Origin of the sequence: Methylohalomonas lacus (assembly GCF_024808875.1) — a bacterium.
In the GTDB taxonomy this organism is placed as follows: domain Bacteria; phylum Pseudomonadota; class Gammaproteobacteria; order Methylohalomonadales; family Methylohalomonadaceae; genus Methylohalomonas; species Methylohalomonas lacus.
In genome coordinates this window covers 57,927-81,356 of the sequence record NZ_JANUCT010000011.1, presented here as the reverse complement: position 1 = coordinate 81,356, position 23,430 = coordinate 57,927, and the positions used below count along the sequence as shown (strand labels likewise).

General features: G+C 60.5%; 21 protein-coding genes and 1 riboswitch. Of the genes, 4 read left to right on the top strand and 17 right to left on the bottom strand.

Annotated elements, in window-relative coordinates; genetic code table 11:
* Nucleotides 1-161: 161 nt before the first annotated feature.
* Nucleotides 162-1,037 carry a DMT family transporter gene (locus J2T55_RS08865; protein ID WP_259055733.1) on the top strand — a complete coding sequence of 292 codons (876 nt, stop codon included), beginning with the start codon at nt 162-164 and terminating at the stop codon, nt 1,035-1,037.
* A gap of 258 nt (nt 1,038-1,295) precedes the next feature.
* Nucleotides 1,296-2,966, top strand: coding sequence for a formate--tetrahydrofolate ligase (locus J2T55_RS08860; protein ID WP_259055732.1), 1,671 nt, complete (start codon nt 1,296-1,298; stop codon nt 2,964-2,966).
* 256 nt (nt 2,967-3,222) lie between these two features.
* Here J2T55_RS08860 and J2T55_RS08855 read toward each other — a convergent pair whose 3' ends face one another.
* From J2T55_RS08855 to J2T55_RS08825, 7 genes are all read right to left on the bottom strand, one after another.
* A complete protein-coding gene (locus J2T55_RS08855) occupies nt 3,223-6,000 on the bottom strand; it encodes a phosphoenolpyruvate carboxylase (protein ID WP_259055731.1) in 2,778 nt (925 codons plus the stop codon).
* Nucleotides 5,997-6,968 carry a 2-hydroxyacid dehydrogenase gene (locus J2T55_RS08850; protein ID WP_259055730.1) on the bottom strand — a complete coding sequence of 324 codons (972 nt, stop codon included), beginning with the start codon at nt 6,966-6,968 and terminating at the stop codon, nt 5,997-5,999. Before J2T55_RS08850 ends, J2T55_RS08855 begins: the two co-directional genes overlap by 4 nt.
* A gap of 139 nt (nt 6,969-7,107) precedes the next feature.
* Complete coding sequence (gene sucD, locus J2T55_RS08845; RefSeq protein WP_259055729.1) at nt 7,108-7,995, bottom strand: succinate--CoA ligase subunit alpha; 888 nt, start codon at nt 7,993-7,995, stop codon at nt 7,108-7,110.
* 18 nt (nt 7,996-8,013) lie between these two features.
* Nucleotides 8,014-9,189 carry a malate--CoA ligase subunit beta gene (locus J2T55_RS08840; RefSeq protein ID WP_259055727.1) on the bottom strand — a complete coding sequence of 392 codons (1,176 nt, stop codon included), beginning with the start codon at nt 9,187-9,189 and terminating at the stop codon, nt 8,014-8,016.
* Nucleotides 9,190-9,272: 83 nt separating this feature from the next.
* Nucleotides 9,273-10,217 (bottom strand): HpcH/HpaI aldolase/citrate lyase family protein, encoded by a 945-nt coding sequence (locus J2T55_RS08835; protein ID WP_259055726.1) that lies wholly within the window; start codon nt 10,215-10,217, stop codon nt 9,273-9,275.
* Nucleotides 10,218-10,300: 83 nt separating this feature from the next.
* Entirely contained in the window at nt 10,301-11,482 is a 1,182-nt protein-coding gene (locus J2T55_RS08830) for an aminotransferase class V-fold PLP-dependent enzyme (protein ID WP_259055725.1), read from the bottom strand.
* A 213-nt stretch (nt 11,483-11,695) separates the two neighbouring features.
* Nucleotides 11,696-12,880 carry an O-succinylhomoserine sulfhydrylase gene (locus J2T55_RS08825; RefSeq protein ID WP_259055724.1) on the bottom strand — a complete coding sequence of 395 codons (1,185 nt, stop codon included), beginning with the start codon at nt 12,878-12,880 and terminating at the stop codon, nt 11,696-11,698.
* A gap of 135 nt (nt 12,881-13,015) precedes the next feature.
* Nucleotides 13,016-13,093: riboswitch (SAM riboswitch) on the bottom strand.
* Between the two features lie 215 nt (nt 13,094-13,308).
* Here J2T55_RS08825 and J2T55_RS08820 point away from each other — a divergent pair.
* Both J2T55_RS08820 and J2T55_RS08815 read left to right on the top strand, forming a co-directional pair.
* The gene (locus tag J2T55_RS08820; RefSeq protein WP_259055723.1) at nt 13,309-13,605 is read left to right on the top strand and encodes a hypothetical protein; all 297 of its coding nucleotides are present in this window, start codon (nt 13,309-13,311) and stop codon (nt 13,603-13,605) included.
* 163 nt (nt 13,606-13,768) lie between these two features.
* Nucleotides 13,769-14,506, top strand: a complete 738-nt coding sequence (locus J2T55_RS08815; protein WP_259055722.1) for a DUF4197 domain-containing protein — start codon at nt 13,769-13,771, stop codon at nt 14,504-14,506.
* A 46-nt stretch (nt 14,507-14,552) separates the two neighbouring features.
* Here the strand turns inward: J2T55_RS08815 and purF are convergent, their stop codons facing one another.
* The 10 genes from purF to truA form a co-directional block, all read right to left on the bottom strand.
* A complete protein-coding gene (gene purF, locus J2T55_RS08810; RefSeq protein WP_259055721.1) occupies nt 14,553-16,064 on the bottom strand; it encodes an amidophosphoribosyltransferase in 1,512 nt (503 codons plus the stop codon).
* Nucleotides 16,065-16,076: 12 nt separating this feature from the next.
* On the bottom strand, nt 16,077-16,610 hold the full coding sequence (locus J2T55_RS08805) for a CvpA family protein (RefSeq protein ID WP_259055719.1): 534 nt from the start codon (nt 16,608-16,610) through the stop codon (nt 16,077-16,079).
* A gap of 28 nt (nt 16,611-16,638) precedes the next feature.
* On the bottom strand, nt 16,639-17,334 hold the full coding sequence (locus J2T55_RS08800; protein WP_259055718.1) for an SPOR domain-containing protein: 696 nt from the start codon (nt 17,332-17,334) through the stop codon (nt 16,639-16,641).
* A gap of 2 nt (nt 17,335-17,336) precedes the next feature.
* Nucleotides 17,337-18,644 (bottom strand): bifunctional tetrahydrofolate synthase/dihydrofolate synthase, encoded by a 1,308-nt coding sequence (folC, locus tag J2T55_RS08795; RefSeq protein ID WP_259055717.1) that lies wholly within the window; start codon nt 18,642-18,644, stop codon nt 17,337-17,339.
* 28 nt (nt 18,645-18,672) lie between these two features.
* Nucleotides 18,673-19,536 (bottom strand): acetyl-CoA carboxylase, carboxyltransferase subunit beta, encoded by an 864-nt coding sequence (gene accD, locus J2T55_RS08790; RefSeq protein WP_259055715.1) that lies wholly within the window; start codon nt 19,534-19,536, stop codon nt 18,673-18,675.
* A gap of 39 nt (nt 19,537-19,575) precedes the next feature.
* Entirely contained in the window at nt 19,576-20,382 is an 807-nt protein-coding gene (gene trpA, locus J2T55_RS08785; RefSeq protein ID WP_259055713.1) for a tryptophan synthase subunit alpha, read from the bottom strand.
* A 119-nt stretch (nt 20,383-20,501) separates the two neighbouring features.
* Nucleotides 20,502-20,708: a hypothetical protein gene (locus J2T55_RS08780; RefSeq protein ID WP_259055711.1), complete on the bottom strand. Its 207-nt coding sequence runs from the start codon at nt 20,706-20,708 to the stop codon at nt 20,502-20,504.
* Between the two features lie 13 nt (nt 20,709-20,721).
* Nucleotides 20,722-21,951, bottom strand: a complete 1,230-nt coding sequence (trpB, locus tag J2T55_RS08775) for a tryptophan synthase subunit beta (protein WP_259055710.1) — start codon at nt 21,949-21,951, stop codon at nt 20,722-20,724.
* The gene (locus J2T55_RS08770) at nt 21,941-22,579 is read right to left on the bottom strand and encodes a phosphoribosylanthranilate isomerase (protein ID WP_259055708.1); all 639 of its coding nucleotides are present in this window, start codon (nt 22,577-22,579) and stop codon (nt 21,941-21,943) included. Before J2T55_RS08770 ends, trpB begins: the two co-directional genes overlap by 11 nt.
* Nucleotides 22,580-22,629: 50 nt before the next feature.
* Entirely contained in the window at nt 22,630-23,412 is a 783-nt protein-coding gene (truA, locus tag J2T55_RS08765) for a tRNA pseudouridine(38-40) synthase TruA (RefSeq protein ID WP_259055706.1), read from the bottom strand.
* Nucleotides 23,413-23,430: the final 18 nt, after the last annotated feature.

Genomic DNA, 23,430 nt, shown 5'->3' with positions numbered 1-23,430 from the left:
CATAGACGGAACAGGATGCTACCAGAATAGTGTCGCCATCTCTATGCCTGGCCACCCTGGCGGCAGCGGGACACTTTGGCCCGCTGCCGCGCTGCCGTATAATGCCTGGCCCTTTGCGGACCCGGATATCATGGGCTGAACCCGCCCGACCCAGACTGTTCATGGAAAACCACACCCTCCTGCGCGCTGCCGGCTACACGCTGCTCGCCTCGCTGCTGTTCGCCGGCATGGGCGTGGCCGTGCGCTACGCCTCCGCCGAGCTGCCGACGGCAGTGGTCGTGTTCCTGCGCAACCTGTTCGGTCTGCTGGCGCTGCTGCCCTGGCTGGTCGGCAATGGCGGCGGTGTCCAGGCGCTGAAAACACGGCGGCTGGGCGCGCACCTGTTCCGGGTGGCCAGCGGCCTGACCGCCATGTACTGCTTCTTTTACGCGCTGGCCAATCTGCACCTGGCCGAAGCGGTCATTCTCAATTACAGCTCGCCGCTGTTCATCGCCCTGTTCGCGCTGTTATGGCTGGGCGAGCGCGCCAGCGCCCGGGTCATGACGGCGATCGTCATCGGCTTTGTCGGCGTCGGCCTGATCGTCAAGCCCGGCAGCGGCGTCTGGTCACCGGCGGCCATTGCGGGCGTCGGTGCCGGCGTGCTCACCGCCCTGGCCATGGTCGGCATCCGCAACCTCTCGGCCACCGAACCGACCCGGCGTATCGTGTTCTATTTCAGCTTTTTCGCCACGCTGGCCTCGGCGGTCCCCATGATCTACCACTGGCAGACGCCATCGGCGCCGGTATTCATCGCCATGGTGCTGGCCGGCATCGGTGCGACCCTGGCGCAGTTGCTGCTTACCAAGAGCTACAGCCTGGTACCGGCCGCCCAGGTCGGACCCTACACCTATGCCAGCGTGATCTTCGCCGCCGGCTTCGGCTGGCTGCTCTGGGGCGAGATCCCTGACCCGATGAGTTTTGCCGGGGCGGCACTCATCATCATCGCTGGTATCATGACCCTGCGTGGTCGCCAGCCGTCGCCCGTCGGCAACGCCTGACTGGCATGAAAATGCTTCACGGCCGGGCTGAAAAAATCGCGGCCGGCTTTTTCCAGATCGGCCTTAGAAAATGACCGGCTTCACGGTAGAATAGCCGTCTTCCCGGCGGGGACCGGCGGCGCCGACCCCGATGATGCGCAGCGCTCACTGCCGCCCGGCATGTCCGCCGCGCGGCAGGGGATGTAGAAACTGATTATCAATCCGTAAGTTACAATAAAAGTAAGACAGCACCGCGCAACAGCTGAAGGAGAGCACGGCATGTCCGACATAGAAATCGCACAAAAAGCGAAGAAAAAGCCCATCATCGAGCTGGCCAAGGATCACTACGGGATCGCGGCCGAACACCTCGAACCCTATGGCCATTACAAGGCCAAAATGTCACTGGACTACATCGACAGCCTGAGCAAACAGAAAGACGGCAAGTTGATCCTGGTGACCGCCATTAGTCCGACCCCGGCCGGCGAGGGCAAGACCACCACCACGGTGGGCCTCGGCGATGCCATGAATCGCCTCGGCAAGAAGACCCTCATCTGTTTGCGCGAGCCTTCCCTGGGCCCGTGCTTCGGCGTCAAGGGCGGTGCCGCCGGCGGTGGCCATGCCCAGGTCGTACCGATGGAAGACATCAATCTGCATTTCACCGGCGATTTCCATGCCATCGGTGCTGCGCATAACCTGCTGTCGGCCATGGTCGACAATCACATCAACCATGGCAACAGCCTCGGCATCGATATTCGCCGCATTACCTGGAAGCGCGTCGTCGACATGAACGACCGTGCCCTGCGCGACATCGTCATTGCCATGGGCGGTACCGCCAACGGTTACCCGCGCCAAGATGGCTACGACATCACCGTCGCTTCCGAGGTGATGGCCATTTTCTGTCTGGCCACCTCGCTCAAGGATCTGAAGGAACGCCTGGGTTCGATCGTGATTGGCTACACCGGCGAGCAGAAGCCGGTTCTGGCCCGCCAGCTCAACGCCCACGGTGCCATGGCCGCGCTGCTCAAGGATGCCATCAAGCCGAACCTGGTACAGACGCTGGAAAACAACCTGGCGTTCGTCCACGGCGGTCCGTTCGCCAACATCGCGCATGGCTGCAACAGCGTCAGTGCTACACAGACTGCCCTGAAGCTGGCCGATTACACCATTACCGAGGCCGGTTTCGGTGCCGACCTCGGCGCCGAGAAGTTCATCGATATCAAGTGCCGCAAGGCCGGCCTCAACCCGTCCGCCGTCGTTCTGGTAGCCACCATCCGGGCACTCAAGTTCCACGGCGGCGTGGCCAAGGAAGACCTCAACAACGAAAATCTCGAGGCGCTGGAAAAAGGCATGGTTAACCTCGAGCGGCACCTCAATAATATCACCAAGCACTACGGCCTGCCGTGCGTCGTCTGCGTCAATCACTTCACCCATGACACCGAGGCCGAGGTGAAGCTGTTGAGCGAGAAGGTCGAGGCACTGGGTGGTAAGTGTGTCGTCTCCAAGCACTGGGCCGATGGTGGCAAGGGCGCCGAGGATCTCGCCAAGGCCGTGGTCGACGTGGTCGACAACAAGCCGGGCAAACATACCTATGTCTATGAGGATGACCAGCCGCTGTTCGACAAGATCGAGGCAGTCGCCACCAAGATCTATGGGGCCAGTGAGGTAACCGCGCCACCCAAGGTGATGGCGCAACTCAAGGAACTGGACAAGGACTACGGCAAGCTGCCGGTATGTATTGCCAAGACGCAGATGTCGTTCTCGACGGATCCAACGTTACGTGGCGCGCCCAGCGGTCACACGGTGGAAATCAGCGAAGTACGGTTGTCTGCCGGTGCCGGTTTCATTGTCGCCATCTGCGGCAACATGATGACCATGCCGGGCCTGCCCAAGGTGCCGTCGGCCGAGAAGATCGACGTCGATGACAAGGGCAATATAGAAGGCCTGTTCTGAGATCCGCAGTCAGAGATAAAAAAACCCGGCGCAAGCCGGGTTTTTTTTATCTCGTTTGTCGTTTGTCGTTTGTCGTTTGTCGTTTGTCGTTTGTCGTTTGTCGTTTGTCGTTTGTCGTTTGTCGTTTGTCGTTTGTCGTTTGTCGTTTGTCAACGACAACTTGGCTGGCAAGGCCAGCCTGTCAAGCCGAAATTTCAGGCCCGAGATACGCTTCACGAATAACGAGATACGCGCTTGCGCCTATGGGCGCAGCCCCTCAGCCTGTCCAGCCGAGTCCTGCCGAAACGCAGTTTATCGACAGCAGCAACGGCACGAGATCGTCGAGTTTCTGATCATTGTCGTCGGCACGGGCGCGGAAACGTTCGACCAGTTGCACCTGTGACTGACCGACCCGGTTGAGAATCGGGTTGCGCCGGCCAAGACGACGGCTGAACTTCTTGAAACGCGTTGCCAGCTGCGTTTCATCGGTGATGCGCATGACCATCTCGCAGGTCTTGTTGTATTCCTGCTCAATCATGCCGAAGATGCGCTCGCGAACTTCCGCGTCCGGTACCAGGTCGGCATAAGCACGGCTGACTTCCATATCGACCAGCGACAGTGTCTTTTCCACCTCATCGATGATCAGACGGAACAGGCTTGATTCCTCGAACATGCGCTTGAGCAGTTCCTCGCCTTCGCTGCCACGCACCTCGAAAAAGCTTTCCAGGGCGGTGCCGACACCGTACCAGCCGGTAACGATATGACGATTCTGCGTCCAGGCAAACACCCACGGGATGGCACGCAAATCGTTTAACGATTTTGCCCCGAAACGGCGTGCCGGCCGCGAACCGATGTTCATCAACGCAAGTTCTTCCACCGGGCTGGCTGCCTGGTAGTAGTCCACCAGACCCTCCTGCTCGGCAAGGCCACGATAGGCGGTATAGGCAAGCCCGGACAGGGCTTCCAGTGCCTCATCGAATTCCGGCCGCTGTTTCTTGCCTTCTTCCGGCGACTTGATCGTGTGCTCGAACACGCTGGTAGCAAGCAGTTCCATCTGGTACTCGGCGGTGCCCTGGTTGGCATACTTGGATGACACCACCTCACCCTGTTCGGTAATGCGCATGCGTCCCTGTACCGATCCGGGCGGCTGTGCGGCGATGGCGTAGCCGGTCGGCGCACCGCCACGACTCACGGAACCGCCACGACCATGGAAGAAGGAAATCGGAATACCGGCTTCCTCACCGACCTGGGTCAGGCGCGCCTGCGCCTTGCTCAACTCCCAGTTGGAGGTCAAGAAACCGCCGTCCTTGTTGGAATCGGAATAGCCGATCATCACTTCCTGTACTTTGCCCTGGTTCTTCACCGAGCGCCGCAGTACCTGATAGGACAGCAACTCCTTCATCATCTCGGGGGCCCGCTGCAGGTCGTCGATGGTCTCGAATAGCGGCACGATGGGTAGTACACAGCTTTCGACACCCTCACGGTCATTGTACAGACCGGCATACTTGGCCAGCAGATAGATACCGAGAATATCGCTGACATTCTGGGTCATGCTGAGAACGAAGTTACCAAACGCCTCGCGGTCCAGCTGCTCGCGAATATCGCGGATCAGTCGGAACAGCCCCAGCGTCGATTCAGATTTTTCATCCAGTGTCTTGAATTCCGGCAATTCGTCCAGCGGCTCGGCCAGGCGTTCCCGGATCCAGTCCAGCCATTCCTGGGAATCGGTGGCCGGCGCTTCGGCATCGGCCGGCTTGCCGTTCAGCTCACGCCAGATGGCTGCCAGCGTGCCATTGGTAACCGTGGTGTTCTCGCGCAGGTCAAGACGCACCGTGCGGAAGCGGAAGGCCTCGACCTCCTGGCGTACCGGTCTGACCAGCGATTTGGCCAGATGGCCACAGCTGGCATCAATCAGCCCCCGTTCGAGTACGTCCAGGTCATGGATCAGATCGTCACTGTCGGTATAGGTCGCAGTCTCGGGAATGCTGTCATTGCCATCGGCACGATCGATCGTCGCCTGCATGCGCATCATGACGCAGGTCATGAACTGGCGGAATACCTCGCCCGGGTTGCGCTGGGTAATATGCTCACCCTGGCCGCTGGCGACCAGTTTCTCTTCCAGGGCATGACGAAACTCATCCGAAATGGGCGTAAAGTTTTCCGACACGCTGAGCTTGTGCAGCAGACTGATGAACCGCTGGCGATAGTGATGCAGCACCATGTGCCGATTCTTCAGCAGCGTCTGGCGCGTGACGTCATTGGTGACGTAAGGATTGCCGTCACGATCGCCACCGATCCAGGAACCGAACTGGAAAAACGGCGGCAGATTGAATTCATGATCCGGATAGTGCTGCTTGAGTGCCCACTCCAGCTTTTCCATTAATTCCGGAATGCGCTCGAACAGGGACTGTTCGAAGAAGTGCAGTCCCCATGCCACCTCCAGTCCTACGGTGGGTTTTTCCAGCCGCAGTTCGCCGGTCAGCCAGAGCAGATCGATCTCGTTACGCACCAGCTCCAGCATGCGTTGGCGTTCGCGCGGCGTCCAGCGAGTACCTTCCAGTTCAAACAGAAGCAGGTAGATACGTCGGTGAATCTCCAGCACCGTAACGCGCTTGGCCTCGGTCGGATGCGCCGTCAATGTTGGCCGGATATGCGCCCTGTCCAGCAGGGCCTGGATTTCCTCGGCCGTGGCGTTATTTTCCTTGGCAATCGCCAGCACATTACTGAAAGTCCCGGGCACCTTGTCCGGGCCGCGCACCTTTTCGGTCTGGCGACGCCGGCGCATGGCGGTGTTTTCCTCGGCCACATTCAGCAGCTGGAACCATATTCCCCAGGCCTGCAGACTGTTGACCAGAATTTCGCGCTGATCATCCGGCACCGGCTGCTCACCGACAAAGTACGGCATGATTTCCGGCGCCCGAAAATCGATGACCGCGCGCATCTGTTCATCCAGCAAATCGACGATCTGCTTGGCATAGGCAGCGGCAGCGGCATCCAGCTGATCGTCAGCCGGAACCGTCTCTTCCGGTATGAAATGGAGGTTGGTCTCGTTCACACGACACGATCCGGTATGACTTTACCATCGAAGTGGGCCTTGAGATTGCCAAACACGCGCAGACCCATTGCTACCCGGGTTTCGGTGGTCGCACTACCCAGATGCGGCAGAATAACGGCATTTTCCATCGTCAGTAGATCCTCGGTGACCTGCGGCTCGTTCTCGAACACATCGAGACCGGCCGCTGCAATCGTACCGTCCTTGAGCGCCTTAACCAGAGCCTGTTCGTCGATGACATCACCGCGGGCCGAATTCACCAGTATGGCGTGCGACTGCATCTTCTTCAGGCGCTCGGCATTGAGCAGGTGACGGGTTTTCTCGCCACCCGGGCAATGCAGCGACACAAAATCGGCCTGTTCCAGGACAGCTTCCGGGCTGTCGCACTGTGTGGCACCAAAGCGGTTGATCACTTCCTTCGACGGCGGGAATGGATCATGGAAGATGATCTTCATACCAAAGCCGAAATGTGCCTTGTGCGCCATTGCCTGTGCAATGCGACCAAAACCAATGAGTCCGAGCGTCTTGCCGGTTACCTTGGTTGACAACATGTGCGTCGGCCGCCAACCGGTCCACTCCTTATTGCGCACATGACGCTCGCCCTCACCGGCGCGGCGGGCGGCCATCAGTAGCAGCGTCATGGCGATATCGGCAGTACAGTCAGTCAGAACCTCGGGCGTGTTGGTTACTATCAGGCCGCGCTCACGGGCGGCATTGGTATCGATATTGTTAAAACCGACACCAAAATTGCTGATAATCTTGGCGCGTAGCGGATCCGCACTGAGCACCTCGGCGGTGACCTTGTCGGTTACGGTCGGGCACAAGGCATCGGCATTCCTGAGCGCATCCTGCAGCTCGTCGGCGGACATGGGCTTGTCGTCCTTGTTGAGAACGACATCGAAATGTTCCTGCAACTTGGCTTCCGCTTCCTCGGGCCACTTGCGGGTCACAATAACCTTGGGTTTGCTCATAGGGATCTTTCCTAATATTGACTGTACAAAACCACGCAGCCGTCACGCGTACGGCCGTTGGTGGAACATGAAGTTTGCCCGATCAACCCGCCCCGTTCAGGGCGAGTGATCGACACTCATCCACTGCCGTGTGTTCGGCCTACAGCTTGGCCAGCACCTTGGCGACCGTATCGCCGATATCCGACGGGCTGGGTGACACCGTGACACCGCACTCTTCCAGGATCTCCACCTTCTCGGCAGCGCTCTCGCCAAAGGCGGAAATGATGGCCCCGGCATGGCCCATGCGACGGCCCTTGGGCGCGGTCAGACCGGCAATGTAACCGATGATCGGCTTTTTCATGTTTTCCTTGGCAAACTTGGCCGCCTCGGCTTCCTGGGGGCCGCCGATTTCACCAATCATGAGTACAACATCGGTCTCGTCGTCCTGCTCGAACAATTCGAACATGTCGCGGAAAGAACTGCCGTTGATGGGGTCACCACCGATACCGACACTGGTGGAGACGCCGATTCCAAGATCGCGCATCTGGTCGGCGGCTTCGTAACCCAGCGTACCGGAACGACCGACGACACCGACGTTGCCTTCCTTGTAGATATGGCCGGGCATGATACCAAGCATGGCCTTGCCGGGACTGATCGTGCCGGCACAGTTCGGGCCGGTCAGGATCATCTTTTCTTCCTTGCGGAAACGCTTCATGTAGCGCTTCACGCGAATCATGTCATGCGACGGGATACCATCGGGAATAGCCACGCAATATTTCAGGCGGGCGTCGGCGGCTTCCATCAGCGAGTCGGCCGCAAACGGTGGCGGCACAAAGCAGATGCTGGCCTCGGCGCCGGTCGCCTCGACAGCGTCTTCCACCGTGTTAAATACCGGCTTGCCGAGATGTGTGGTACCGCCCTTGCCCGGGGTGACACCACCGACAATATTGGTGCCGTACTTCATCATGTCCTCGGCATGGAAAGTACCGATCTGGCCGGTAAATCCCTGCACGATGACTTTCGTGTTCTGGTCGATAAGAATTGCCATGATCTGATCCTCTTAATCTTATTTGCCGGTGTGCTTTTTCCACGCATCCACCGCCTTGTTGGCGGCCTCGCGCAGCGTATCGGCCATGATGATGTCGAGCCCGCTGTCGGCGAGAATCTGCTTGCCCTTCTCGACGTTGGTGCCTGACAGGCGCACCACCAGCGGAATTTTCAGATCAATGCTCTTGACCGCCTGGACCACACCTTCGGCGACCCAGTCACAACGGTTAATACCGGCAAAGATGTTGACCAGCATGGTCTCGACCTTTTCATCCTCCAGCACCAGGTTGAAGGCCTTGGCCACGCGCTCGGGCGAGGCGCCGCCGCCGATATCGAGGAAGTTGGCCGGTTCGCCGCCGGCATGCTTGATCATGTCCAGCGACGCCATGGCAAGTCCTGCACCGTTGATAATGCAGCCGATATTGCCGTCCAGGCCGACGTAGCTCAGGCCGCGGTCGGAAGCACGCATTTCGCGCGGGTCTTCCTGCGACTTGTCACGCAATTCGGCAATATTGGGGCGCCGGAACAGCGCGTTGTCATCGAACGACATCTTCGCGTCCAGTGCCAGCACGCGGCCGTCACCCGTAAGTACCAGCGGATTGATCTCGACCATGGTACCGTCGAGATCGCGCATGGCCCGGTAGCAGCCGAGGATGGTGGTGACCATCTGGCTGATCTGGCCCTTTTCCAGGCCCAGCTTGAAGGCGATCTGACGCGCCTGGTACGGCTGCATGCCGACCGCCGGTTCCACTGAAACGCGGATGATGGATTCCGGTTTTTCCCGGGCGATTTCCTCGATCTCCATGCCGCCTTCACCGGAGGCGACAACCGCCACCCGTTCCTCGGCGCGATCGAGCACAATGCCCAGATAAATTTCGCGCTGGATATCGGTGCCGGCCTCGACGTAGAGACGATGCACGACCTTGCCCTGCGGGCCGGTCTGGTGCGTGATCAGTTTCTTGCCGAGCAGTTCGTCGGCAGCGTTCCAGATTTCGTCATCATTCGAGCAGACCTTGATACCGCCGGCCTTGCCGCGGGCACCGGAATGAATCTGCGCCTTGACCACCCATTTGTCGCCGCCAATTTCCTTGGCGCGGTATACCGCCTGTTCAGGGCTGTAGGCCAGCCCTCCCGAGGGCGTCAATACACCGAAATCATTCAGCAGTTCTTTCGCTTGATACTCATGGATCTCCATGACTGTATCCTCCAACCAGGAATTTTATTTATGCAGCATGCCCGGACCCGCCATACAGCAAGCCGGGCATATGCTTTAGTATTTTATTGGCCTTTCGCAGCGATGGCGTCGGCCTGTTTGACCACGTTCTCGGCCATGCGCGCCGAAGCGGCATCGATCAGACGACCGTTCAGTGACGCGGCCCCCTTGCCAGCCTTGGCAGCTTCTTCCAGCGCTTCCAGCGTCGCGCGAGCATCCTCGACCACCTTGTCCGGTGGCGACATGATCTCATTGGCCAGCTCGATCTGGCTCGGATGGATCGCCCACTTGCCTTCATAGCCCATGGCCGCGGCGCGGCGCGCCGCGTCCTTGTAACCATCCGGATCATTGAAGTCGCCGAACGGCCCGTCAATGGCGCGCAGGCCGAATGCCCGGCAGGCAACCAGCATGCGATGCAGTCCAGCATGCCACTGATCGCCCGGGTAATCCGGGTTCAGACCGCCGATCACCACAGTGCGCGCGCGGCAGCTGGCGGCGTAGTCGGCCACGCCGAAGTGCAGCGCCTCGAAACGCTTGCTCGACTGAGCAATCGATTCGACATTCGCCATACCGAGCGTGGTCTCGATCAGGGCCTCCAGGCCAATTTTGTGATCCAGTTTCTTGGCTTGCTCGATCTGGGTGACCATGCAGTCGACGGTATAGACGTCGGCCGCGGTACCCACCTTCGGAATCATAATGGTATCGAGCTTGTTACCGGCCTGTTCGCAGATATCGACGACGTCGCGGTACATGTAATGTGTATCAAGTCCATTGATACGCACCGATACAGTCTTGTTGTGGCCCTTCCAGTCCAGGTCGTTCAGGGCCTCGATAATGTTCTTGCGCGCCTGTGCCTTGTCGTCCGGCGCGACCGCGTCCTCACAGTCGAGGAACACATAGTCAGCGTCGCACTTCAGGGCCTTCTCGAACATACCGGTATTGGTACCAGGCACGGCGAGTTCACTGCGTTGCAGCCGTTGTCTTGCCGGCTCATATTGCGTGAAGCTCATGCAGCCTCCTTCTTCAAAGTTCGGGCATAAGCGCGGGCACCGAAACCGGCGCCCACGATATCGTTATTTTTCGGGGTCATGACTTAGTTCTTGATCTGCTTTTTGGTACTGCGCAGATACTCCTGGGCGGCAGCGACACCACTGCCCAGTTCGATGTCATAACCCATATCCTTCATGGCCATCTCGGCGCCGGTAATCGGCGTCAGCAGCATGAGTTCATTCATATCACCCAAATGGCCAATACGGAAGGCCTGACCGGCGATCTTGCCGACACTCACACTGAGCGACAGGTTGTAATGGCGATAGGCGTGACGGGCCATTTCGTTGCCGTCATTGCCTTCCGGCACGTAAATTGCGGTGACCGTGTCGGAATACCACTCCGGTCCCTGGGCCACCAGCTGCAGGCCCCAGGCCTCTACCGCCTTGCGCACGGCAGTACCCATACGCTTGTGGCGCGCGAAGACGTTGTCCAGACCTTCCTCGAACAGCATGTTCAGCGACTCGCGCAGACCGCGCAGCAGCGTGGTCGGCGGCGTGTACGGGAAGAAGCCGTTGTCGTTGACCTTCATCATGTCCTCGAACGAGAAGAAGGTGCGTGGCAGCTTGGCCGACGACATCTTGTCCAGCGCCTTCTGGCTGGCGGCGACGATGCCGAGCCCGGTGGGCAGCATGAAGCCTTTCTGCGATCCGCTGACGGCTAGGTCGACGCCCCACTCGTCCATGCGGAAATCCATGCTGGCGATCGAGCTGACACCGTCGACATACAACAGCGCCGGATGATTAGCGTCGTCCAGCGCCTTGCGCACCGCCTTGATGTCACTGGCCACGCCGGTGGCGGTTTCGTTCTGGGTGGCAAACACACCCTTGATTTCATGATTCTTGTCGGCCTTGAGGATCTCGGCATACTGTTCTGCCGGCACACCCTTGCCCCACTCGACATCGAGCGCCTGCACGTCGAGACCATGGCGCTGGCACATGTCGATCCAGAGGTTGCTGAAGTGGCCGAAACCGGACATCAGCACCTTGTCGCCGGGCGACAGCGTATTGCTGATCGCGGCTTCCCAGCCGCCGGTACCGGATGCCGGAAACACGAACACGCGACCGGTCTCGGTCTTGAAGACCTTTTTCAGGTCCTCGAACAGTGGCAGGGTGAATTCGGGGAAATCGGTGGCACGCATGTCCTCCTGGGAAACATGCATGGCGTTCATGATTCGTTCCGGCACATTGGACGGACCGGGGATGAACAGGAAATTACGTCCGGGCATCGTGACTCTCCTTCGTTGCCTTATTGTCTACAGCCTCTATCGGCCAATTAATTGATTTAATGGTAAAAAAATAAAAATTCAGTGATGTTCTTGCGTTCTTCCGCACCCATACCGGCGTCCGCATCCCTAGTCCCCGGCGCGAGAACGCGTCATGCTAGCACAAGCCTTGGAAATGGAAAAACCTGAGCCGGGCACTGCTGCAGGTGCACAAAATCAACGCGCAGCCAGTGCCGCGGCGAGATCCGCCTGCAGATCACCGACATCCTCAAGCCCCGCCGACAGCCGCACGAGGCCATCGCCGATACCGGCCGCGGCGCGTTCAGCGTCGCTCAGTCGGGAGTGCGTGGTCGTGGCCGGGTGCGTCACCGTGCTCTTGGTATCACCGAGATTGGCGGTGATCGAGAACAACCGCAGCCTGTCGATCAGCTGCCAGGCCCGCTCGCGACCGCCGCTGACCTCGAAACTGACGATACCACCGAAACCGCTCTGCTGGCGGCTGGCCAGATCATGCTGGGCGTGGGATTTCAGCCCCGGGTAATACACTTTTTCAACGCCGGATTGTTCGGCCAGCCAGTGCGCCAGTTGATTGGCGCTGTCCGAATGCGCGCGCATGCGTACGCCCAGCGTTTCCAGGCCTTTCAGAAAAACCCAGGCGTTGAACGGACTCATAGTCGGCCCGGCCGTGCGCAGAAAGCCGAACACGTGTTCTTCCATCATCTCCTGCGGTCCGATGACAGCACCACCGACACAACGACCCTGACCGTCGAGATACTTGGTCGCGGAATGGATCACGATGTCGGCACCATACTTGAATGGTTGCTGCAGGATCGGCGTACAGAAACAGTTGTCGACCACGAGCAGACAGTCATGCCGATGGGCAATGTCGGCCAGGCGTTCGATATCGGCGATTTCGGTCAGCGGATTCGACGGCGTTTCCAGGAACAGCATTTTCGTCTCGGGCCGGATGGCCGCCTCCCAGGCGTCGTAGTCGGTCAACGGCACGAAGCTGGTCGCGAGACCGAACTTGCTCAGGATCTTGTTGAACAGGTTAACGGTGGTACCGAAGATCGCGCGCGAGGAAACAATATGATCGCCAGCCTCCAGCAGCCCCATGCAGGTGCTCAGGATGGCGCTCATACCAGACGAAGTGCCGACACAGCGCTCGCCGCCTTCCATTGCCGCGAGACGCTGTTCGAACATGCGTACGGTCGGGTTGGTGAAACGCGAATAGATATTACCGGGCGATTCACCGGCAAAACGCGCCGCCGCCTCGGCGGCACTGTCGAACACAAAGCTCGAGGTGGCGTAGATCAATTCACTGTGTTCCGCCTCAGGACTGCGTATCTGCCCGGCGCGTACCGCCCGGGTGGTCGGAGAAAACTCATCAAAATCTGACATAACGGCCTTTCCTGTACGTAATCGGTTGCAGCTCGCGCCGTTTCAGAGCCGCCTGATACGGATAACTGATAGCGGTTTTCGCCATTCGTGGTTACAGCGACGAAAGGAGGGCATAAAAAAACCCGCGTCAGCTATCGCTAAAGCAGGTCGACCTCTTTAGCAGTATTTTTTGAGCGCCCGCAAGCTGATTATCAAATCGGCGCTTGTTCTGATTGTTCAGCCAGATTAGTGAAAGCGCACGCGCAAGTCAACTCACCACTCCGGCCAGCGGCGGCCGGCCGGTTTTTGTCGTCATTTGCCGACATTCTGGCGACCGCGCGCCCGGCCCGAACCACGGCAAAAATCCCAACACGCTGTTTTTAAAAATAAAAAAATAGTGGCATAAGCCTTGCTCTGTATTCCTGCAGGCGTCACAACAGAGATAACGCATGACCGAACTGAAGCACATCCAGACCGCCGAAAGCCAGTTACAGCGACTGCTGGATGGCAGCGATCGCGAAGCACTGGCGGACAGCCTGCGTCTGCTGGCGCTGTATGTTGCCACGTTCAAGGAACACTACGGCGAACTCGATCCCGCCTGCCTGTGCCGTCAACTCCAGGGCGATCTCGAGGCCGATCCGGCGACTGTGCGGCTGTTTGAAAGCAGCCTGCATGAGGCCATTTCCATGCTCAGCATGGTTCGTGGTTCTCGCACCCGACCGGTCGGAGACGCGCTGGTCAACTGAATTACAGCCACAAACAATAATAAGAAAAGGGGGTATGGCAGCAGCGGTCACCTCGACTGCCATAGTGAGGGCAAGCCTGAACGGGGTATCCAGTGGATACCCCGTTTTTTTTTAGCCGCCTGGCCCGCTAGTATGGGTATCCAATCCTGGCTGGAGCCATACCATGACCCGAACCTTAACGTGGCTGTTGCTGTTCATGCTGACCCCCATGATCGCACAAGCCGATGGCAACTGGTGGGACAAGGGCAAACAAATGCTAGAGGGCTTCGGCAGTGATGACGCGGCCACGACCGGCGCACTCAGCAATGCCGATATCGCCGCGGGCCTGCGTGAAGCCCTGCGGGTCGGCAGCGACAATGTCGTCAGTCAGCTGGGCCAGACGAATGGCTACTATGAAGACCCGAAAGCGCACATCCCGCTGCCTGACAACCTGAAACAGGTCCGCGACGCACTGGCGCGGGTCGGCCTGGCCGAGCAGATCGATGATCTGGAACTGCGCATGAACCGCGCTGCCGAGGCGGCCGCGCCCAAGGCGCGGACCATGTTCGTCGACGCCATCCGGAACATGACGCTGGACGACGCCCGTGCTATTTACAACGGTCCGGAAGACGCCGCTACCCGCTATTTTCAGGAGCAAATGTCGACGCCCCTGGAGCGCGAGTTTACCCCGATGATCAACAACAGCCTGGCCGAAGTCGGTGCGATACAGACCTACGATCAAGTCATGAACGACTATCAGCAGCTGCCGTTCGTGCCGGACATCAAGGCAAACCTGTCACAACATGTCGTCGATCACGCGATTGGTGCCATCTTCGACTACCTGGCGGTGGAAGAGGCTGCCATCCGTGCCAATCCGGCCAAGCGCACGACCGAGCTGTTACAGAAGGTCTTTGCGCGCTGAGCTATCCCGACAAGCGAATCCAGCAAGACAGCCTGCCTGATAACTCTCAGGCGCTGTTGGTCAGATCGCGCAGGTTATCCTCACCAGCTTCGCGCTGGTTTTTGGCATCATCGCTGCGGGCACAGGATATCTGGTCGAGATAATCCTGACTGACATCACCGGTGACGTACTCGCCGGTAAAACAGGACGTATCAAACGCCTCGATTATCGGGTTGCCCTTGCTGGCCGCCTGGATCAGATCATCCATGTCCTGGTAAACCAGCCAGTCGGCACCGATTTCCTTGCAGATCTCGTCGACGCTGCGGCCGTGGGCGATGAATTCATCCGCCGCCGGCATGTCGATGCCGTAGACGTTCGGGTAACGCACCGGCGGCGCCGCCGAAGCAACGTAAACGTTCTTCGCCCCGGCCTCGCGTGCCATTTGCACGATTTCCCGCGAGGTAGTACCGCGCACGATGGAATCATCTACCAGCAATACGTTCTTGTCCTTGAACTCAAGCTCGATGGCATTGAGTTTCTGGCGTACGGATTTCTTGCGTACCGCCTGGCCGGGCATGATGAAGGTGCGCGGGATATAGCGATTCTTGACGAAGCCCTCGCGATACTTGACACCCAGCTCATAGGCCAGCGGCAACGCCGCAGTACGGCTGGTATCGGGTATCGGAATGACGACGTCAATGTCGTGATTCGGCCGTTCGCGCAGAATGCGGCGGGCAAGCTTCTCGCCCATGCGCAATCGCGCCTTGTAAACGGAAATGCCGTCGATGATCGAATCCGGACGCGCCAGGTAGACATGCTCAAAAATGCACGGCGCGTAACGCGGGTTGTCGGCACACTGCCGGGTATGCAGTTCGCCGTCCATGCTGATGAACACCGCTTCACCGGGTTCCAGATCGCGAATCAGCTGGAAACCGAGCACGTCCAGAGCCACGCTTTCCGAGGCGATCATGTACTCGGTACCCTGCTCAGTCTGGCGCTGACCAAATACTACCGGGCGGATGCCATGCGGATCGCGGAACGCGAGAATGCCGGAACCATTGATTATGGCAATAGCGGCATAACCGCCGCGGCAGCGCCGATGCAAACCGCTGACGGCATTGAAAATGTCATCGACCTCGAGTCGCAGCTTGCGCATCTGCTGCAGCTCGTGCGCGAACACGTTCAGCAACACTTCGGAATCCGACTCGGTATTCAGGTGGCGCAAGTCTTCGATAAACAGATCGCGCTTCAGGGTCTCGCTGTTGGTGAGGTTGCCATTGTGCGCCAGGCAGATGCCGTAGGGGGAATTGACGTAGAACGGCTGCGCCTCGGCGGCCGAGGAGCAGCCCGCGGTCGGATAGCGGACGTGACCGATACCGACGTTGCCGCGCAGCTGCAGCATGTGCCGGGTGTGAAAGACATCGCGCACCATGCCGTTATTCTTGCGCAGATGCAGGCGACCATCCTCCCAGGTCACCATGCCGGCGGCATCCTGGCCGCGATGCTGCAGCATCGTCAGGCCATCATAGATGAGCTGATTAACCGGGCCCTTGCCCACGATGCCGATGATTCCACACATTAGGTCATACCTTTAGAGTTTGCCCGCAGCGGTCTGATCCGCAGAAGGGCGATCATAACTGATATGTTCGGCCACCGACGCCGGTAAATGGCCCCGGGTCCAGATCGCGGCCTGCTGGAAATGCGCCAGCAGGCGGGCCTGCTGCCACCAGGGATCCTGCGGCACCCGGGTCAGGCCGGCCAGCAGAACCAGCAGAAGGACAATCACCCCGCCACGGGCAATACCGAACAGCAGGCCGAGCATGCGATCGGTGCCGGTCAACCCGGTCTTGCCCATGAGTTTAACAATTAAGTAACCGATCAGTGACACGCCCAACAGGGTCATGACGAACAGTGCGGCAAAAGCGAGAATAAAGCGGATCGACGGTACCTCCACCAGACCCTCGAACCACGGCGCGACCAGCGGCGTAAACGTCAACGCCATCCAGAATGCCAGTACCCAGGCCAGCAGCGACAGCACTTCGCGGAGGAAGCCGCGGAATACGCTGACCAGCGCCGACACGCCGATCACGGCGAGGATGACGATATCCGCCCAGTGCGGCACCATCTAGCGCAAACCCGCCAACGGCGCCAGGTTAGGGGTAACTGACAACAATGCCCTTGAGATCGAATTCATCGCTGATTGCATCGCGTACTTTTTCCGCCTCGCTGCGCTGCACCTCGGGGCCGACACGGACGCGATAAACCTGCTGGCCGGACTGTCGGACCGGCTCAACAAACGCGTCATAGCCGGCCTTTTTCAGCTTCTCGTTCAGCTGCTCGGCGTTGCTCTGGCGCGAGAAACTGCCCAGCTGGACCACCCAGCCCTCCGGCCTGTCGGCACTCGCCTGCCCGGCCGATTGCGACGGGCCGTCGCTGTCTGCAGATTCTTCGGCTGACACGGCATCGGCACCGGAATCGGATTCAGGTTCGCTGGCCGGCGTTTCCCCGGCCGGTTCGTCTGCCGGTTCAGCGGCCGCTGCTTCAGCGTCGGATTCATCGTCCGGCAAGGGGACGGACGGTTCCGGCTCGGCATCCGTGGTCGGCCCGGCCGGTTCGGTGACAATGTCTTCGGCCTGCGGCGGCGGCGGTTCGACGGTTACCGCCTCAGACTCGAGCGGCTTGATGCGCGACTCCAGCTCACCGGTTTCTTCCGGCTGCGGCGGAATATTGCTTTCACTGATCGGCCCCGGCCCGGGTGGTGCATCGTCCAGCAGCATGGGGATGAAAATCACGGCCAACGCCACCAGTACCGCGGCGCCTACCAGTCGTTCCTTGAGTCCCCGATCCATACTCAACCTTTTGCCTCCAGTAACCGCAAAGCCGCACCGACGGTCAGGAAGGAACCGGTTATCAACACGCGATCAGCGGCTGCCGCCTGTGCGCGTACCGCCGCCAGTGCCGCCGCCATGTCATCGTGGCTGCTGATCGGCTTGCCGGTGTCCAGGCTCTCCAGTTCCCGTGTCAGAACCTCGGCAGCGGTGCCGCGGCTGTTGGTCAGACTGATCGTATGCCAACTGTCAGCAACCTCGTTAAGCACCTTGAAGACACCGCTGCGATCCTTGTCTCTAAGCATACCGATAATTACATGGGTCCGGCCAGTACAGGGCAGCTGCCTGAGGTTATCCAGCAGCATGCGTGCCGCGTGGGCATTATGGGCGACATCGAGCACGTACTGAAATTCACCCGGCAGAACCTGGAAACGGCCATTCAGACGGAACCCGACCAGACCCTGGCGCACGGCCTCGGGCTGTACCGGGAAACGTGCGCGCAGGTGATGCAGGACCATGAGCACACCCGTCGCGTTCTGTATCTGGCAACTGTTGAACGGATCCGGGTAAGGCAGTCCGATCCAGCTGTCGACACCGCTATGCCAGTCCCAATTGTCGTCATGGCGTTCGCAGTAAAAGTCCTGACCGTAAACCGACAGTTGCGCACCGATCCGGTGGGCGTAATCATGCAGGGTGGTGGGCGGCTGCGGGTCGGAACACACCGCCGGACGACCCGGGCGATAGATACCGGCCTTCTCGACGGCGATCAATTCGCGCGTATCGCCGAGGTAATTCTGGTGATCGAGATCGATGGCGGTAACCAGTGCGCAGTCGGCATCGAGCACGTTCACCGCATCAAGCCGCCCGCCCAGACCGACTTCCAGTACGGCGATGTCGACCCCGGCTTCCCGGCACAGCTCCAGCGCCGCCAGCGTGCCGAATTCGAAGTAGGTCAGGGAAATATCGCCGCGCGCGTCATTGATGCGTTCAAACGCACGGCATAATGCGGTATCGCTGGCTTCCTCGCCGTCGATGTGAATGCGTTCGTTATAGCGGATCAGGTGCGGCGACGTGTAACAGCCGACCCGATAGCCGGACTTGCGCAGAATGCTGTCGAGCATGCCGACGCTGGATCCCTTGCCATTGGTACCGGCAACACTGACCACCGTGTACGGCGGTTTCAGCAGACCGAGCCGGTCGGCCACCTGGCGGCAGCGTTCCAGACCAAGTTCAATCTCGGTGGCATGCAACGACTCCTGCCACTTCAGCCATTCATCCAGCGTATTGAAGCGCAGGCTGCTGCTGGCACTGGCGGAAACTCCGGCTGACATTCTGGCTGCCTCCCTGGTAAAGGCCCGGTTAACCCGCCAACCGCCGGTGACCCATGATCGCGAGCATGGAGGCAATACGATCGCGCATTTCACGGCGGTCCATGATCATGTCGATAGCGCCATGCTCGAGCAGGAACTCACTGCGCTGGAAACCTTCCGGCAACGTTTCACGCACCGTCTGCTCGATAACGCGCGGACCGGCAAAACCGATTAGGGCATTGGGTTCGGCAATAATGACATCCCCGAGGCTGGCAAGGCTTGCCGAGACGCCGCCCATGGTCGGGTCGGTCAGCACCGAGATGAACGGAATGCCGCGCCGGTTCAGGTTGGCAATCGCGGCGCTGGTCTTGGCCATCTGCATCAGCGAAATGATCGCTTCCTGCATGCGCGCGCCGCCACTGGCACTGAAACAGACCAGTGGAATCTCCTGGTCGACGCTGTACTCAGCCGCGCGCACAAAGCGCTCGCCAACCACCGATCCCATGGAACCGCCCATGAAGTTGAATTCGAACGCCACCGCGGTCAACGCCACGCCTTTGAGCTGGCCGGCCATGGCGACCAGGGCATCGTCCTCGCCGGTGGTGCGCTGGCTCTGCGCCAGGCGATCGCGGTACTTCTTCTGATCGCGGAAACGCAGGCGATCCACCGGGTGTACGTTCGCACCGATCTCGCTACGCGGTTCAGCATCGAGAAACGCGTCCAGCCGTGCGCGCGCATTGATGCGCATATGCTGCGAGCACTTCGGACAGACTTCCAGGTTGCGTTCCAGCTCGGCGCGATACAGCACGGCATTGCAGGTCACGCATTTGGTCCACAGGCCTTCCGGCACGCTACGCCGGCTCGTCCCGTTGGTCTTGATGCGCGAGGGCAGCAGTTTCTTGATCCAGCTCATGGCTTCTCCAGATGCATTAAAATCCTTAGTGCCCTGCCGTCAGGCGGCGTCCATGGCCGTGCGCAGATCCTGCATGAACGCGCTCGCCGTGGCGGTCATACGCTCCGGTTCATCGCCGCAGGCGGCGATGCGCTCGACCAGCGCGCTGCCGACAACCACGGCGTCGCTGAACGCGGCCACCCGGGCGGCCATGTCCGCGTCCTTGATACCAAACCCGACGCCCACCGGCAATTGCGTGCAGGCGCGTATCTGCGCCACATGCGCGGCGACATCCTCGAGGTCCAGCTGGTCGCTGCCGGTCACGCCCTTGAGCGAGACATAGTAAATGAAACCGCTGGCAGTCGAGCAGATGCGCTTGATGCGAACATCGCTGGTGGTCGGCGCCAGCAGAAACACCTGGTCCATGTCATGCGCGCGCAGCAACTCGGCGAAATCGCCGGCCTCCTCCGGCGGCATATCGACGATCAGGGCGCCATCGACACCGGCGCTGCGGCCAGCCATGGCAAAACGCTCGTAACCCATCACCTCGATCGGGTTCAGGTAGCCCATCAGGATCACCGGCGTCTCGCTGTTGTCACGGCGAAACTCCGCCACCATGTCGAGAACATTACCCAGCGTGACGCCGTGTTTCAGCGCGCGCTCGCTGGCGCGTTGAATCACCGGGCCGTCCGCCATCGGGTCGGAAAACGGCACGCCCAGTTCGATGACGTCGGCGCCGCCGGCGACCAGCGCGTGCATCAGCGCCACGGTCACCTCCGGGTTCGGATCACCGGCCGTGATGAACGGGATCAGCGCCCGCCGGTTATCGGCGTGCAGTTGTGCGAAGCGGGTTTGAATCCGGCTCATGTATAGAATCTTCCAGAACGGTTCGTCGGGACAATGCGTCGGGACAGGCTTGGGTCTCGGGTCTGAACAGGGATTTTACCACGCCGCGGCGGCCGCCCGTAACGCCGTGTCACAGTCGCTCAGTCGCCGGACGACGCCCCGGCCAGCTTGAGTTTGAGGCGCAGCAGCTCCACGGCCATATCGGGAATGTCTTCATGGTTGCGGGATCCCACCGCCGCCAGCCAGCGATCAACCTGGTCGCGGTCAACGCACAGCATCTCCGCAACCTCGACGCGCTCGAGTTCGTTGTCGAAAATCAGCGACAGGAATGTTTCGCGATTATTCATGATACGGGCCGCTTCAGAAGCGGATACCCTCACGCGCGGCGACCGTATGGATGTCCTTGTCTCCGCGCCCCGACAGGTTGACGACGATGACCTGGTCGCGGTCCATGGTCGGCGCCAGCTTGGCGGCGTGGGCCAGCGCGTGCGCCGTTTCCAGCGCCGGCATGATGCCCTCGGTACGGGTCAATGTATGAAAAGCCGCCAGCGCTTCGTCGTCGTCGGCGGTGACATACTCGGCGCGACCGCTGTCCTTGAGCCAGGCATGTTCCGGACCGACGCCGGGATAGTCGAGCCCGGCGGAGATCGAATGGGTATCGATGATCTGGCCGTTTTCGTCTTCCATCAGGTAGGTGCGGTTGCCGTGCAACACGCCTGGCCGGCCGGCCGCCAGCGGCGCCGCATGATGGCCGCTGGCCACGCCTTCGCCGCCGGCCTCGACACCGATTATCCGCACCCCCTCATCCTGCAGGAACGGATGGAACATGCCGATCGCATTCGAACCGCCGCCGACACAGGCGACCAGAACATCCGGCAGGCGACCGAACTGTTCGAGACTCTGCTCGCGCGTTTCGCGGCCGATCACCGCCTGGAAGTCGCGCACCATAGCCGGATACGGATGCGGCCCGGCAACCGTGCCGATGATGTAGAAAGTCGTGTCGACGTTCGTGACCCAGTCGCGCATGGCCTCGTTGAGCGCATCCTTCAGCGTTTTCGAGCCGGCCTCGACCGGCACCACCTCGGCGCCGAGCAGGCGCATGCGATAGACGTTGATCGACTGGCGCTTGACGTCTTCCGATCCCATGTAAACCACGCATTCCATGCCGTAGCGCGCGGCAATCGTGGCGCTGGCGACACCGTGCTGGCCGGCACCGGTCTCGGCGATGACACGCTTCTTGCCCATGCGATAGGCCAGCAGCGCCTGGCCGACCGTGTTGTTCACCTTGTGCGCACCGGTATGGTTCAGATCCTCGCGCTTGAGATAGATCTGCGCGCCACCGAGTTTCTCCGACCAGCGCTTGGCGTGATACAGCGGCGATGGCCGGCCGACGAAATGCTTGAGTTCGTAATCGAGCTCGGCGTGGAAATCCGGATCCTTGAGATACCGTTCGTAGGCCTGCTGCAATTCCTCCAGCGGCCCCATCAGGGTTTCGGACACGAACCGGCCGCCATAGATGCCGAAATGGCCGAGCGCGTCCGGTAAGACCGGGGCGCCGGTATTGGCGACTGCTGTCGGGTTAGCGCTCAACGTTGTCTACCTCATGAATGAATTCGGTAATGCGGGCGGCATCCTTGATGCCCTTGTCGGCTTCGACGCCACCGCTGACATCGACGCCATAGGGCCTGACCTGGCGAATGGCGGCGGCGACATTGGCCGCATTCAGGCCACCGGCCAGAATCAACGGCTTGCGCCGTTGCTGCGGTAACAGCGACCAGTCAAATGTGGCGCCGGTGCCGCCCTGCACGCCACTCTGGTATGTATCTGCCAGTATGCCACAGGCACCCGGGTAACGGCAGTTGAACAGATCCAGATCAAAGCCTGGCTGTACCCGGGCGACCTTGATGTAGGCGTGACCGTAACGGTCGCACTCGGCCGCCGTTTCCTCACCATGAAACTGCAGCAGATCGATGGGCAACTGTTCCAGGACCGTACGGATTTCCGCCGACGCCGCGTTCGCGAACAACGCCACGCGACTGACGAACGGCGGCAATGCCGCGCAGATCGCGGCCGCCTGTTCAATGCTCACCGCCCGCGGGCTGGCTGGATAGAACACCAGGCCGATGGCATCGGCGCCGGCGGCCGCGGCAGCGACAGCGTCCTCGGGCCGGGTAATACCGCAGATTTTAACGCGCGTACGGGCGCCACTCGGGTTCATGCTGTTCTGGCCTGCGACAATCGAGGGGCGATATTAACACCGTACCCGGTTCAGTCCCACGGCGCGGCCGCCCGTCGTGGCGGCGGCAGACTGACCCAGTCCGGGTAATCGATGGCGACCAGGTACAGGCCGGCGGCCGGTGCGGTAACGCCACCCTGGGTACGATCACGACCGGCGAGGATCTCACCGACCCATTCCGGCCGCGCCTTACCGTTGCCGACGCTTATCAGCACGCCGGCGATATTGCGCACCATGTGATGCAGGAAAGCGTTCGCCTCGACCTCGATCGTGACAAGTTCACCCTGGCGGCTGACCTCGATACGGCGCAGGTCGCGCACCGCCGATTTCGACTGGCAGCCCAGCGCCCGGTAGCCGCTGAAATCATGGCTGCCGACCAGTGCCTGCGCAGCCGTGTGCATACGACCGGCGTCCAGTGGCCGGCACTCCCAGGTCAACAGGCCCGCGAACACACCCGGCCGTGCCGTGCGATTGAGAATGTAGTAGCGGTAAGTCCGGCCGATGGCCGAAAAGCGGGCATGAAATCGATCCTCGACAGGCTGCGCCCAGAGCACCGCGACATCCTCCGGCAGGTGCACGTTGCAGCCCATCACCCAGCCGCGCGGCTCGCGCTCGGCGGTGCTGTCGAAGTGCACGACCTGGTAGCGCGCGTGCACCCCGCTGTCGGTGCGGCCGGCGCAACCCACCGTGACCTCATGATTGGCGACCCGGGAAATCGCGTGTTCCACGCAGGCCTGCACGCTGCGGCCGCGACGCAGGCGCTGCCAGCCGTTGAAACGGCTGCCACAGTATTCGACACCGAGCGCGATACGCATGGCCGTAACTCAGATCGA